Genomic DNA, 12,821 nt, shown 5'->3' on the forward strand with positions numbered 1-12,821 from the left:
TATTTATCCAAACAATACATCCACTATGCAGGTAAAGCGCATCCCTGTGTCCGGGGTTCCTCACGGACGCAGGGATACTGAACATCCATTCGATGGTAAACACTAGCATGACAGATGAAAAGCAATATAAAGCGGAAAACCTATAAGCGGGATCAATAGTCGCATTCTCCCGCAAAAATAATGCATCGCCGCCCGCGCCCCGGCAGCGCTGCCATTATTGGATTGCCGACCTAATGCGCAAAAAAAAGCCGGACAATGTCCGGCTTCTCTCCTGTTTTATGTCACCCCCTGTCAGCGGGCGCCCCGCAGGTGGCGGTCAAAAAAGTCCTTGATCATATTGTACTGGTGCATCCGGGTCTCCTTGCCGCGCAGGCTGTGTTTTTTGCCCGGATAGGTCATCAATTCAAACTGCTTGCCCTTGTCCTGTAACAGCTTGACCAGCCTGGTGGTATTGGTAAACAGCACATTGTCATCTGCCATACCGTGATAGATAAGCAGATCCCCCTTTAGTCCGTCCACATAGGGGAATACCGAGGAGGCCCGATAGGCCTGCGGCACCAGGTCCGGGTGCCCCATATAGCGCTCGGTGTAATGGGTATCATACAGCGCCCAGTCGGTCACCGGCGCGCCGGCTACACCGGCCTTGAAGTAGTCGCCGGCCTTAAACATGTCCATCAGCGCCATATAGCCGCCGTAGCTGTGGCCAAATACACCGATGCGTTCGGGGTCCACATAGGGCAGACTGCGCAAAAATTTCACCCCGGTCACCTGGTCCTCCACTTCCACTTTTCCCATCGCCTCGTGGATCGGGTTTTCGAAACCGGTGCCGCGATTCGCGGAGCCGCGGTTGTCCAGGGTGAACACCACATAGCCCTGTTGGGCCATAAACTGATTGAACGGGCGGTCCCAACTGTTGGTGACCAGTTGCGCATGGGGACCACTATACTGGAACACCATCACCGGATATTTTTTCTCGCGGTCAAAATTGGCCGGCTTGTACAGGCGGTAGTAGAGGCTGTGCCCTTCCGGCGCGGTGATGGTGCCGAATTCCGGTTGAATCCAGTCGTTTGCGAAGGGGTACAGCGGGTGGCCCTTTTTCACTGCATTCTCCGCCAGCCACGTCAGGCGCTGTCCATCCGCAGAGTGCAGGCTCACCTGGGGAGGCGTGCCGGTGCTGGAAAAGGAATCGATGTAACCGGATGCATCCTTGGCAAAGGTGATACTGTGCATTCCGGCGCGGCTGGAAATGCGCTGCGGCGGTGCCTGCTGTTCCAGTGAGATGGCGTACAGATGGCGCTCCAGCGGCGTGTTCACCCGGCCGCTGAAATACACCTTGCCGGCCTTTTCATCCACTGAATGCAAAGCGTCCACCGCCCAGTTGCCTCGGGTCAGCTGGCGCTGCAGATCGCCGTTCAGGTCGTACAGATACAGGTGGCGGTAGCCGTCGCGCTCCGACGACCACAGGAAGCGATCGCTGTCCTCGAGAAATTTCAGGTCGTCGTGCAGGTTGACCCAGGTCTCGCTGGACTCGGTGACCAGCGTGCGCGCCCGACCGCTGTCGATATCCACCAGCCGCAACTCCAGCTGCCGCTGGCTGCGATCCTGCCACTGGTAGCTGAGGAGGTTATCCCGCGCCCAGGCCACCCGCGGGATATAGATATCCCGGTTTTCCCCCAGGTCTATCCACTGCACATCGCCGCTGGCCAAATCCAACACACCGAGTTTTACCAGTGCATTGGCGCGGCCCGCCGCCGGGTAGCGCTGTTGAATAACGTCGATCCGGTCCGCGTAAATCTCGCTGCGGGTCACCTGGTCCACGGGCGATTCATCCACCTGCAGGAAGGCGATATGGCGGTCATCCGGCGACCACCAATAGCCGGTCATACGGTCCATTTCCTCCTGCGCAACGAATTCCGCCATGCCGTTTTTGATCGGTCCCTGCCCGTCTTCGGTCAGCTGGCGCTCGCGGCCATTGGTCAGGTCGACGACAAAGATATCCTGATCGCGAATAAAGGACACATAGCGCCCTTTCGGCGACACGCGCACATCGGTTTCGAAGGCTTGGGTGTCGGTCAAGCGGCGCACAGTCTTGCGGCCTAGGTCGTAGTAGAAGACATCTCCGGCCAGGGGGAACAACAGTGCGTCGCCATTCTTGGACCAGGTGTATTCCATGATGCCGCTGCCGTAGATGCGCTGGCGCTCGCGGCGCGCCTTTTCCTCATCGGACAACACTTCCTCGCCGGTATGCAGCGAGTCGGAATCCACCAGCAGGCGCGTCTCGTCGTCGGCCAGGTTGTACTCCCACAGGTCGTAGCGGTTGTAGTCGTCTTCGCGACCCCGGATAAAAGTCACCCGCCGGCCGTCCGGCGAATACTGCATTTCCCGCGGCGACGTGCCGGCGAGGGCGGGGTCGGAGAAGATGCGTTCGATGGTAAGCTGTTCCGCAGTGGCAAAGCTGGCCGAGAGACAACCGAGCAGGAAGAGTAATTTTATTTTCATGGGGTCCCCGTTGTTATCGCGCTGACAGTTCGATGGGCATCCGGGGATTCTAAACGGCGACCACTTCGCAGGCCAGTGGGGTTCTCAGTGTACTGCTGTTCAAGCAACCGGATAGCCCGCTGTTTCGAGCAGGGATATGCGGGCCGCAAATCAAGCGTGTAACGGCTTGATTTGTCGCAAAAGGCTTGCGGACATGCGCCGCGAACCCGGGTTGAGAAAACCCGGGGAAGGCTCTTTTAGCTACCTGCTAGATCGGCACAAGCCCCTGGAAAACAAAGGCTACAATCCAAGGGGTGAGGGATCACCGGCTGGATAGTCGTGTGAATGGAGGTGGCGATGGGCTCTTATATCAAAAATCTGATGATTGCTTTCGACCGGCTGGGAAACGCCCTGGCGGACGGGGATCCGGATGCGACAGTGTCCGGGCGCACGGGACACTTTGCAGAAACCGCGACGGGACCTCGGGGCAGCTTCTGGCGGGCCCTCGCGGCCATGATCGATTGGGGGTTTCTGCCCTGGGACGGACCGGACCACTGCGCGCGGGTTGCGCGGGCCGAACGCGCCCTGCCGCACATTCAACACCGGCCCGGGAGCGATCCGGCCCGGGTTTTACTATTATTGCTGGCTATGCCGGTGGGTGTCCTGGCGGGGGTGTCCGGGCGCTTGCTGCGGCTAGCCAATTCAGCGTGAGCCGGCCCGCTCAGGCAAACCGCACCGTCACGGTTTCAGCAGAAAGTCGGCGTGAAAGCGCAGATGCTGCTCGATAAACGTGGCGATAAAATAGTAGCTGTGGTCGTAACCGGCGTGGTGTTCGATTTTTACCGGATAATCCGCCGCCTCCGCCGCGGCCTGCAACACCTGGGGTTTTAATTCCCGTTGCAGAAACTCGTCATCGTCGCCCTGGGAAATCAGAATCGGCAGATGTTCAGTGGCTCCCTCAATTAGTCGACTGGCATCGTAGGCTTCCCACTCCTCCCGTTTTGTGCCCAGGTAGGAGCTGAAGGCCTTTTCCCCCCAGGGGCAGTCGCTGGGATTGCAAATGGGACTGAAGGCCGAGATGGAGCTAAACCTGTCGGGATTTCGCAGCCCCAATACCAGGGCGCCGTGACCGCCCATGGAGTGACCGGCGATGGCGCGGCGGCCATTGAGGGGAAACTGCTGTTCCACCAGGGCCGGCAGCTCCTCCAGCACATAGTCGTACATCCGGTAGTGGTGTTGCCAGGGGTCGCGGGTGGCATTGAGGTAGAAGCCGGCCCCCTGGCCCAAATCGTAATTTTCGTCGTCCGCCACCTGTTCCCCGCGCGGGCTGGTATCGGGAATCACCAGTGCAATCCCCAATTCCGCAGCCATGCGCTGGGCACCGGCCTTTTGGCTGAAATTCTCATCGGTACAGGTCAGGCCGGACAGCCAGTAGAGCGCCGGCAATTGTGGCTCCCTGTCCATCCGCTCCGCCATTGGCGGCAGGAAGATGGCGAAATGCATAGTGCAGTCGAGCGTTTCCGAAAAGTGCCGATAGCGCTGCTGTACGCCATCGAAGGCCTTGGTGCTGCTCACCAGTTCTAACGTCATGGGGCGGGACTCTCCATTGTCAGCCGCCGGGGCAGTTGCGCCCCGGCGTTTATTTTTAATTTCGGCAGGCGGTCACTGGTAGTAAATCACACTGCGAATACTCTTGCCTTCGCGCATCAGCTCGAACGCATGGTTAATTTCCTCCAGGGGCATAGTGTGGGTAATAAAATCGTCCAGTTTAAATTCACCGGCCAGGTACCGTTCCACATAGTCCGGCAACTGCGAACGCCCTTTGACACCGCCGAAAGCAGTCCCGCGCCAGACACGGCCGGTCACCAGTTGGAAGGGACGGGTGCGGATCTCCTGTCCGGCACCGGCCACGCCGATGATCACCGACTCACCCCAGCCCTTGTGGCAGCATTCCAGCGCCGAGCGCATCACCTCCACATTGCCGATGCATTCGAAGGAATAGTCCACCCCGCCGTCGGTGCGTTGCACTATCAGCTCCTGGATCGGCTCGTCGTACAGGCTGGGATTGATGCATTCGCTGGCACCGAGCTTTTGCGCCAGGGGGAACTTGGACTCATTGACGTCGATGCCGATAATCCGGCTGGCCCCCGCCATACGCGCCCCTATGACCGCCGCCAGGCCTATGCCGCCGAGGCCGAAAATCGCCACCGTAGCCCCTTTCTCCACTTTGGCCGTATTCATCACCGCACCCATGCCAGTGGTGACGCCACAGCCCAGCAGGCAGACCTCTTCCAGCGGCGCTTCGGGATTGACCCTGGCCAACGCTATCTCCGGCAATACCGTGTACTCGGAAAACGTGGAGGTACCCATGTAGTGATAAATGGGTTCGCCGCGCACGGAAAAGCGCGTGGTCCCGTCCGGCATCAGACCCGCGCCCTGAGTCGCGCGGATTTTCTGGCACAGATTGGTCTTGCCGGAGCGGCAGAACTTGCATTCGCCACACTCCGGGGTATAGAGGGGGATCACGTGATCGCCAACCGCTACACTGGTAACCCCCTCCCCCACTGACTCCACAACACCGCCACCCTCGTGGCCGAGAATCGCCGGGAAAACCCCTTCCGGATCCTCCCCGGACAGGGTGAAGGCATCGGTGTGACAGACGCCGGTGGCGACCAGTTTGACACGAACCTCGCCCGCCTTTGGCGGCGCCACCTCTACCTCCTCAATGGACAGCGGCGCACCCGCCTTCCAGGCAACAGCAGCCCGGCATCTAATCGGGGTCATTGAACCTCCCAGCCTGTTTTGGTTATTGATCGACGCTCACAGGCGCTGCTTGTATTTATTCGCACCATCCCGTAAACACCATTAACCCGGCAACTTAGTTACCGGGTTCTAAACGGACCCCATGATAAACGGATAAGCGCCAGGGAAAAGTGCTATCCCATGCCAATTGCGGGCCGCCGTCCCCAAGGGCCCGGCGGATAGCCGGGCTACTGATGGTGATGTGCGGAAACCGCAGCGGCGAATTCCCCGCTCTGCCGGTGTGCCACCGAGTGGGCGATATCACCCATACTCAGGATTCCCACCATGCGCCTTTCCCGGTTGATCACCGGCATGCGGCGCAGCTGCTGTTTTTCCATATGCCGCAACACCGCGCTCATATCCTCGTCCTCCCAGCACCACTCGATCCCCTCGGACATCACGTCCCGCGCCGTCAGTGCCGACAGGTCGCCACCGGCGGTAACCCCGCGGCAGACGATGTCGCGGTCGGTCACCATTCCGATCAGGCGGTCATTGTCCCCGATGGGTACCGACCCGATGTCCTCATCGCGGAGAATTTTTGCAATTTCATCCAGGGGCGTATCCGGAGAGCACCAGGTACAGCCCTCGTGCATAGCTTGTTTGACTTTCATTTCTCATCTCCCGTGGCCCGGCAGTAGCGCGCCAACTTTGGGCGTCAACTTACACTGCGGCTTGCCGCAGACCCCGCGTTGCCGCCGCTTCTGCCACCGTCAGTGAATTTCTATGCGATGGCTCAGCGGCTGCTGTGGCTCGCGCTTGGGAGCCCGCAGTGTCAGCACACCATCCTTGAAGTTGGCATCTATATCCGATTCGCTCACGTCGCTGCCCAGATTGAAACTGCGCATGTATTTGCCGTAGCGGCGCTCCTGACGAATAACCCGGCCTTTGTGCTCCTCTTTTTTCTCCTCCTGATGCACTTCGGCTTCCAGTGTCAGGATGCCATTCTCCAGCGTCACGCTGATGTCATCCTTGTTCACGCCGGGTATTTCCGCGCTGATTTCATAGGCATCGTCGGTTTCACGCACATCGATGCGGGGTGAGAAAAGCCCCTCGGCGCCCTCGCCAATCATCCGGGACGGCGACAGCATCTGTTCCAGCATATTGTCGAGATCCAACAGGGATCCCCGTGGTATCAGGCTCATAATCAGATCTCCTCGGTAAATTCGCGGCAACCACCGCGGCGTCCGGTGCCCGCCGCCCCGGAAGGCGACTGGCCCGGCGGTCATAAAAACCTTTGCAACCCGCTGTCCCGAACAGGGGCTCGAGGCCGAAAATCAAGCGTGCAACTGCTTGGTTTGTCGTGGAGAGTTCTCGGAAATACGCCCCACACCTGGGCCGGGAAAAGCCTGGAAAGGTCTTTTCAGCAACCTGCCAGGGACGGTTTTGCAACGAAATCCAGCCGCACCGCAGCCGGAATCGGGTTTACCCGGGGTTGCACAGCCCCCTGCGCAGCCGCGGTCCGGCCGGCTACTGAGGCATTGTAATGAGTGGTGCGACAATCAGTAGCCAAAGGGTCGCCTTCCACTTACAGAAGCCCTGATTGCCGACCGTAACCGCAGGCCTCCAATCGGTCAGCAACCGCAGATTCTGTGGTGACGCCGGCAAAATTCCAGTCATCAAAACCCCCATACGGACGCCGATTGACGACAGAATCCCGACGGTCATGACTACTATTCCTGTAGCAAAGCAAAAAAGTAGAAAAGAGGAGAAACACCATGGCAAAAGCCTGGGTAGTCGTCGCCAACCATTCCCACGCCCGCATGTTTGAAGCAAAGCATCGCGCCAGCGATCTGCGGGAACTGAGCGTGCTAAATTATCCCGAAGGGCGTCTCAAATCCGGTGAACTCGTCAGTGACGCGCCCGGCCGCGCTTTTGCGCGCATGGGTTACGCCAACCGTTCCATGGGCAATCCCAGCGACGTGCGCCAGTCCGGTGGGGAGAAGTTTGCCCGGGAAATCGCCCATGCGCTGGAGCGCGGCCGACAGCAGGGCAAGTATGAAAAGCTGTATATCGTTGCGGAGCCCTCCATGGTGGGCAACCTGCGCGAAGCCATGACACCGCCCACCCTGGCCCGGGTGGCCGGCGAATCCGGCAAGAACCTGGTGCATTGCGACAGCGACGAGATTCGCGCGCAGCTCCCCATCTGGCTCTGATTAATTCGGTGCAACCTCAGGCTATGCGGCAGGCGCCCACATATATTGAACGGCAAAGCGGGCGGCTGCCTCCTTGATTTGTGCCCCCGGTCATTGCTGTTCGGGACCTTCCAGCTGCGCCAGAGGGATAGAGGCCATGCTCAGACTTTTTGACATATCGCGGGGACGCGTCAGTGAGCGAACCGGCGCCCGGCCGGCCGTCAGCGGAGATCTGGCCGAGGCGGCCTGGATCGACCTGCAGGAGCCAGAGCCGCAGGAGCGCGAACTGCTGGAGCAACTGCTGCGCACCGAACTGCCGGAATCCGAGGATGTGCAGGAGATCGAGGCTACCGCGCGCTACTTTATCGATAACGTCGGTGTACACATCCACTCCCTGTTCCTTTACCAGAGCGAGGGCCGCCACAACACCACCACTGTAGCGTTTATCCTGCAACCCCAGCGGCTGATCACAGTGCGCGAAGGCGAACTGGCGGATTTTCGCCTGCTGCGTATGCGCGCGCGGCGCGGGCAGGTGGAGGCGCGCAGCGCCCAGGAACTCACCGTCGGGGTATTCGAGCAGAAACTGGAAAACCTCGCCGACGCCCTGGAGGATATCCACCTCAAGCTGGGCGACGTCAGCCACCTGGTGCTGGAAGACAATGACGCCGAACTGCAGGAGGCCATCGACCTGCTGGCCAAACTGGAGGACAGCAACGGCAAGGTGCAGTTGTGCCTGCTGGATACCCGCCGCTCCATCCTCTTTCTGCAGCGGCATATTCATATCGACACCGAGCTGCAGCAGAACTTCGTCGACATCACCCGGGATATCGACACCCTCATGTCCCACACCGGTTTCCTGTTCAACAAAATCAATTTCCTTATGGACTCCACCCAGGGGTTTATCAGTATTCAACAGAACCAGATCATCAAGATTTTCTCCATCGCCGCGGTGGTCTTTCTGCCCCCCACCATGGTGGCCAGCATCTACGGCATGAACTTCGAGCATATGCCCGAGCTGGGATGGCCGGGCGGCTACCCCCTGGGGCTGACGCTGATGCTGCTGGCGGGTATCGCCCCCTACGCCTATTTCAAGAAAAAGGGCTGGCTCTAATAGCGCCGCTGTGCGGGAGACCGCCGGTGGATTGCTATGATTAAACAGGCCGCGGCGATCGACACAAGGGGACCACCGCAGGAAGGCGGGAAAACGGCACACAGAGCCGCGCAGTGCCGGAGGCAGCCATGGAAATTTCGAACACCAAACCCCTCCACCGCAGGCAGTGGCTGAGTGTGCAGCAGGCGGTGGACCACCTGAGTGCCGTAGCCGAGGAGGAGGTGACCAGCGCCGATCTGGCCGACCTGGCCGAGCAGCACCGGCTGGAGCTCTACTGGTACCGCCCCGGGCAAACCCTCGCCTACCTGGACCGGCCGCAAACCCTGGAATTCTCCCGGCCCATGCGCCTTTGTTCGGAAAATGCCAGCGACTGGCAAGCCATCGTCGGTATCCTGCGCCAGCGCCCGGCGCTGCCGGCCTACGAGCAGGACACGCCGCTACTGGAGGATGTCGACGGCAATCGCCTGCGCATCACTTTTGAGCCCCACCGGCGACCGGAGCCCTACAGTGCCCGCTGGTATCCCGGATTTGCCGAACTGCTGCTGAGACGCAGTGACCTGGAGCAACTGGAACCGGGCCTTTTCTGCAATCGCGAACCAGGTGGTGAATTGACCCCGGGAACCCTGCTGCGGGTCATCTGGCAACTGGAAAAGCTCGCCCTCGACGGCGAGCGCCACTCCACCCGCTGGCTGGCGGACCAGATAGCCAGGCGCGCCCCATCCCTGGACCGGGAAACCCTGGAGCGGGTACTGGTTGCCGCCGAGCGCGAGGGCCAGCGGGGCCACCCGCACTAAGGCCTGTTGACACTAACTGAGCAAGCCTGTGGCAACGCCTTTTGTCGCAGCCCGCTAGCGGGTGCTGCGCAAACAGCCTGGATCGCGGAAGTTGCCCACCGCCATCAAGGCGAGCAGAGGGAGGAGGACCAACGTCAGCAACTGGGGTGCGCCCAGTATTGCCGAGGCGATAATGGCCGCCCCCCATAAAATCCCGTTGCTAATCTGGTGGATTTTGATTCTCTTCATCTCGAGTTCCTATGTCAGCTAACGAACAGTAACCGCTACCACAAAACCACTGAAGAATCTTTATAAATTATGACTTTTTGGCGGTCAATTACAGCCCATTACAGATTAAGTTCCGTCTCCATAGAGCTCTGCACCCACCGATTGAGTCGGCACCTAATGCCATTAAGGAACCCAGGGGGTTAATGGGCTCCAGAAATGCCCCACCGCTGCAGTGGCGGATCAGCCTGGAGGGATAACTGAGGATTGCCGCGTCAAGCATAGTAATCCTGCTAATTTTTCGATAGTTTCGTCCGGGTTATTTCACTGGTGCACAGGGAGCCACTTTTATAATCTGCACCCTGCCCGATCCACCGCCGACCGGGCCAGATTGAAAATTATTAGGGCCGCACAAGAATATGCCGCCGCCGGACGAAGGCCGGCGCAGGCACTAATTAAACTACAAAAAGCAGGAAGCGGAGCCGACTCCGCGAGAACAATAAGTGAACGTCAAAAACACACAGGATCATTACGGCTGGGTGGCCATCGCCCTGCACTGGTTGATGGCGCCAGTGGTCATCGGACTCTTCGCCCTCGGCTGGTGGATGCGCCAGCTGTCATATTACGACCCCTGGTATCGCCAGGGCCCCGAGCTGCACAAAAGCATCGGCGTACTGCTATTGGTCCTGCTGGTGCTGCGGCTGGTGTGGAAACTCTACAACCGCAGCCCCGCCCCCGAGCCGGGCACACCCCGCTGGCAACAGCTGGGCGCGCGGCTGGCCCACGGGGTCATCTACCTGCTGCTGTTCGCCATCGGCATCTCCGGCTATCTGATTTCCACCGCCGACGGCCGCCCCATCGAAGTCTTTGACCTGTTTAGCCTGCCCGCCACCATCGGGGGCATCCCCAACCAGGAGGACATCGCCGGCGAGATTCACGAATTGCTCGCCTGGACCCTGATTACGCTGGTGGCCCTGCACGCGCTAGCCGCGCTCAAACACCACTTTATCGACCGCGACGGCACACTGCGCAAAATACTGCTGCCCCGTCGCAGGCCACAGCCCCTGGAGACGAACGATACAGATTCCCAACCAAAGCTGTCACAACCACTCAATAAAAGGAGCATTCCATGAACAAGTTCGCCCTTCTCCTGTGCGCGGCACTGCTGGGCAGCGCCGCCCAGGCCGCGGAATACACAATCGATACCAAAGGCGCCCACGCCTTTATCCAGTTCCGTATCAAGCACCTGGGCTACAGCTGGCTGTACGGCCGCTTCGACGACTTCAGCGGCAACTTTTTCTTTGATGAAAAGGCACCGGAAAAATCCAGTATCGACGTTGACATTGACGTGAGAAGTCTCAACAGCAATCACGCCGAGCGCGACAAACACCTGCGCGGAGAGGACTTTTTGTTTGTGGAGAAGTTTCCCACCGCCTCTTTCAAAAGCACCAGCTATAAAGACCTGGGGGACGGCAAGGGCGAGCTGACCGGCGACCTCACCCTGCGCGGCATCACCAAACCAGTCACCATCGCAGTGACCCACTTGGGCGGTGGCTCAGATCCCTGGGGCGGTTACCGCCAGGGTTTCACCGGCACCACCGAATTTCCCCTGAAAGACTTTGGTATCGACTACAACCTGGGCCCCGCCTCCCAGACAGTGGAGATGATCCTGGACCTGGAAGGCGTCAGAATCTGATCCATTCCGGAAACACAAAGATGCCCGCCAAGCGCGGGCATTTTTGTTTGCCTTGCGCACAAACTCTTAGCGCACAAATCTGACTATTCATTATTTTTTCCTTTCAATTAAATCGCTGGCCAGACGCCCAACCCGGCACAAGAGTGCACCTCTAACGGGCAATTGCCGACTTTGGCACAGCCGTCCAACACCGTTGACAGTAGTTAACGCGGTGAAAGGTCCGTGGAGATTGCAATCCGTCTCAGGATACGTATAAATGAACCCCCTAGGTGGGACGCGCGGACAACACCCCCTTGCCGCGCTCCGGACAGGGGGAACGCCGACGCACAAAGCAAGACTGAAAACCGCACTAAAGAACGGCCAGGGGCTCAACTGGTGACTGTTTACATACCGAGTTGGCGCAGCGGAACCCGCCAGGGAATTCCCACGGCTTTGTGCACTGCCCCGTTGCCCGCCACCTGTAGACCCCAGCACTAAGAGCGATGCAGAAAACGAAGGAACAATAAAAAGATGGCTTGCCTGCAGCCCCCGCACCCGGGTCACCCCGAGTACCTGATGGCGCACCACACCATCGGCCGCCGCGCCGGCGCTGTGGACACCCATATTGCCGATGCCGAAATATCCGGCATCCACGCTGCCATACAGTGGACCGGCACCCACTGGAACCTGCGCGACCTCAGCCGCAACGGCACCTGGCTCAACGACCAGCAACTGGTACCCGCAAAAAACTACCCCCTCAAGCCGGCGGACACCATCCGCTTCGGTCGCGGCGACAATCCCGCCTGGCGCGTGGCCGGGCTGGATGCACCGCGCAACTTGCTGATCGATCTGCAAACCGGCCGGGCGCTGCCCCTGGAGCAGTATCACCTGCTGCCGGAACAGCAGGAGCCGCTGGCCAGCCTGCACCAGAATCCGGTCACCGGCCAGTGGCTCTACGAACTGGTCGCCGACGCCGACAGCACCCAGGTGGTCAGCCACGGCCAGGATATCCGCTGCGGCGGCCACGGTTGGCGGCTGTTTATGGGCGACAGCCAGGGCGCCACCGCGGAATTGTCCCTGCACCGGCTGTCCGTCGCAGACTTCTCCCTGCGCTTTTCCGTCAGCCACCACGAGGAACATGTACAGCTGCAGTTGCACCGGGAGGACATCAAACTGTCCCTGCCGGCGCGCACCCACACTTATCTGCTGCTGTACCTGGCCCGCGCGCGGATGCGGGACCTGCGCCGGGGCGCCGACCCGGACGCCCTGGGGTGGGTTTCCATCCAGCTGGCCACCCGGGAGCTCGGCATCAATGTCAATCACCTCAACACGCAGATTTTCCGCGCGCGCAAGCAGATAGCGGAATCCCTACCGGATGCCATAGACACTTCCAACCTGGTGGAGCGGCGCTCCTGGGAGATCCGTCTGGGCTGCGCGGGGTTTGAAATTTTTAAAGGCACAACGCTGGAATTCGATTCCGCTGAGGCCGCAATGCGGGAATGACTGAAGCCGGCGGGCAGGAGCGGTTTTGTGCGCCAGTACCTGGCGTAAAAATAGTCGCACCTGCCATCCAGTGATACACTGCTGCGTTTGTGCCGGCGGCATCCCAATCGCCGGCACCGCTT

The 12,821-nt window shown here is 59.9% G+C and carries 13 protein-coding genes; 7 read left to right on the top strand and 6 right to left on the bottom strand.

Going from position 1 to position 12,821, the window contains the following annotated elements:
- Positions 1-291: 291 nt before the first annotated feature.
- Positions 292-2,499 (bottom strand): S9 family peptidase, encoded by a 2,208-nt coding sequence (locus AB1S50_RS10130; protein WP_367150514.1) that lies wholly within the window; start codon positions 2,497-2,499, stop codon positions 292-294.
- 336 nt (positions 2,500-2,835) lie between these two features.
- On the opposite strand from AB1S50_RS10130, the gene AB1S50_RS10135 reads away from it, so the two are divergent.
- Positions 2,836-3,189: a hypothetical protein gene (locus AB1S50_RS10135; RefSeq protein ID WP_367150515.1), complete on the top strand. Its 354-nt coding sequence runs from the start codon at positions 2,836-2,838 to the stop codon at positions 3,187-3,189.
- A gap of 27 nt (positions 3,190-3,216) precedes the next feature.
- Here the strand turns inward: AB1S50_RS10135 and fghA are convergent, their stop codons facing one another.
- The 4 genes from fghA to AB1S50_RS10155 all read right to left on the bottom strand — a co-directional run bounded on the left by fghA (position 3,217) and on the right by AB1S50_RS10155 (position 6,422).
- Complete coding sequence (gene fghA / locus AB1S50_RS10140) at positions 3,217-4,068, bottom strand: S-formylglutathione hydrolase (RefSeq protein ID WP_367150516.1); 852 nt, start codon at positions 4,066-4,068, stop codon at positions 3,217-3,219.
- A 72-nt stretch (positions 4,069-4,140) separates the two neighbouring features.
- Positions 4,141-5,262, bottom strand: a complete 1,122-nt coding sequence (locus AB1S50_RS10145; RefSeq protein WP_367150517.1) for an S-(hydroxymethyl)glutathione dehydrogenase/class III alcohol dehydrogenase — start codon at positions 5,260-5,262, stop codon at positions 4,141-4,143.
- Between the two features lie 206 nt (positions 5,263-5,468).
- Positions 5,469-5,891, bottom strand: coding sequence for a CBS domain-containing protein (locus AB1S50_RS10150; RefSeq protein ID WP_367150518.1), 423 nt, complete (start codon positions 5,889-5,891; stop codon positions 5,469-5,471).
- A gap of 99 nt (positions 5,892-5,990) precedes the next feature.
- On the bottom strand, positions 5,991-6,422 hold the full coding sequence (locus tag AB1S50_RS10155; protein WP_367150519.1) for an Hsp20/alpha crystallin family protein: 432 nt from the start codon (positions 6,420-6,422) through the stop codon (positions 5,991-5,993).
- A gap of 573 nt (positions 6,423-6,995) precedes the next feature.
- Here AB1S50_RS10155 and AB1S50_RS10160 point away from each other — a divergent pair.
- From AB1S50_RS10160 to AB1S50_RS10170, 3 genes are all read left to right on the top strand, one after another.
- A complete protein-coding gene (locus AB1S50_RS10160) occupies positions 6,996-7,433 on the top strand; it encodes a host attachment protein (RefSeq protein WP_367150520.1) in 438 nt (145 codons plus the stop codon).
- 136 nt (positions 7,434-7,569) lie between these two features.
- Complete coding sequence (corA, locus tag AB1S50_RS10165; protein ID WP_367150521.1) at positions 7,570-8,523, top strand: magnesium/cobalt transporter CorA; 954 nt, start codon at positions 7,570-7,572, stop codon at positions 8,521-8,523.
- 128 nt (positions 8,524-8,651) lie between these two features.
- A complete protein-coding gene (locus tag AB1S50_RS10170; RefSeq protein ID WP_367150522.1) occupies positions 8,652-9,317 on the top strand; it encodes a hypothetical protein in 666 nt (221 codons plus the stop codon).
- Positions 9,318-9,371: 54 nt separating this feature from the next.
- On the opposite strand, the gene AB1S50_RS10175 is transcribed toward AB1S50_RS10170, so the two are convergent.
- Entirely contained in the window at positions 9,372-9,545 is a 174-nt protein-coding gene (locus tag AB1S50_RS10175) for a hypothetical protein (protein ID WP_367150523.1), read from the bottom strand.
- A 479-nt stretch (positions 9,546-10,024) separates the two neighbouring features.
- Between AB1S50_RS10175 and AB1S50_RS10180 the strand changes: the two genes are divergently transcribed.
- The 3 genes from AB1S50_RS10180 to AB1S50_RS10190 all read left to right on the top strand — a co-directional run bounded on the left by AB1S50_RS10180 (position 10,025) and on the right by AB1S50_RS10190 (position 12,699).
- Entirely contained in the window at positions 10,025-10,654 is a 630-nt protein-coding gene (locus AB1S50_RS10180) for a cytochrome b (protein WP_367150524.1), read from the top strand.
- A complete protein-coding gene (locus tag AB1S50_RS10185; protein WP_367150525.1) occupies positions 10,651-11,217 on the top strand; it encodes a YceI family protein in 567 nt (188 codons plus the stop codon). The genes AB1S50_RS10180 and AB1S50_RS10185 overlap by 4 nt, the downstream gene beginning before the upstream one ends.
- Positions 11,218-11,727: 510 nt before the next feature.
- The gene (locus AB1S50_RS10190) at positions 11,728-12,699 is read left to right on the top strand and encodes an FHA domain-containing protein (RefSeq protein ID WP_367150526.1); all 972 of its coding nucleotides are present in this window, start codon (positions 11,728-11,730) and stop codon (positions 12,697-12,699) included.
- Positions 12,700-12,821 lie beyond the last annotated feature (122 nt).

The organism is Microbulbifer discodermiae (assembly GCF_040742695.1).
In the GTDB taxonomy this organism is placed as follows: Bacteria; Pseudomonadota; Gammaproteobacteria; order Pseudomonadales; family Cellvibrionaceae; genus Microbulbifer.

Excerpts from the sequence above, each read along its gene's own strand:
- AB1S50_RS10130 (WP_367150514.1), bottom strand. The coding sequence starts at position 2,499 with ATGAAAATAAAATTACTCTTCCTGCTCGGTTGTCTCTCGGCCAGCTTT.
- AB1S50_RS10135 (WP_367150515.1), top strand. The coding sequence starts at position 2,836 with ATGGGCTCTTATATCAAAAATCTGATGATTGCTTTCGACCGGCTGGGA.
- fghA (WP_367150516.1), bottom strand. The coding sequence starts at position 4,068 with ATGACGTTAGAACTGGTGAGCAGCACCAAGGCCTTCGATGGCGTACAG.
- AB1S50_RS10145 (WP_367150517.1), bottom strand. The coding sequence starts at position 5,262 with ATGACCCCGATTAGATGCCGGGCTGCTGTTGCCTGGAAGGCGGGTGCG.
- AB1S50_RS10150 (WP_367150518.1), bottom strand. The coding sequence starts at position 5,891 with ATGAAAGTCAAACAAGCTATGCACGAGGGCTGTACCTGGTGCTCTCCG.
- AB1S50_RS10155 (WP_367150519.1), bottom strand. The coding sequence starts at position 6,422 with ATGAGCCTGATACCACGGGGATCCCTGTTGGATCTCGACAATATGCTG.
- AB1S50_RS10160 (WP_367150520.1), top strand. The coding sequence starts at position 6,996 with ATGGCAAAAGCCTGGGTAGTCGTCGCCAACCATTCCCACGCCCGCATG.
- corA (WP_367150521.1), top strand. The coding sequence starts at position 7,570 with ATGCTCAGACTTTTTGACATATCGCGGGGACGCGTCAGTGAGCGAACC.
- AB1S50_RS10170 (WP_367150522.1), top strand. The coding sequence starts at position 8,652 with ATGGAAATTTCGAACACCAAACCCCTCCACCGCAGGCAGTGGCTGAGT.
- AB1S50_RS10175 (WP_367150523.1), bottom strand. The coding sequence starts at position 9,545 with ATGAAGAGAATCAAAATCCACCAGATTAGCAACGGGATTTTATGGGGG.
- AB1S50_RS10185 (WP_367150525.1), top strand. The coding sequence starts at position 10,651 with ATGAACAAGTTCGCCCTTCTCCTGTGCGCGGCACTGCTGGGCAGCGCC.
- AB1S50_RS10190 (WP_367150526.1), top strand. The coding sequence starts at position 11,728 with ATGGCTTGCCTGCAGCCCCCGCACCCGGGTCACCCCGAGTACCTGATG.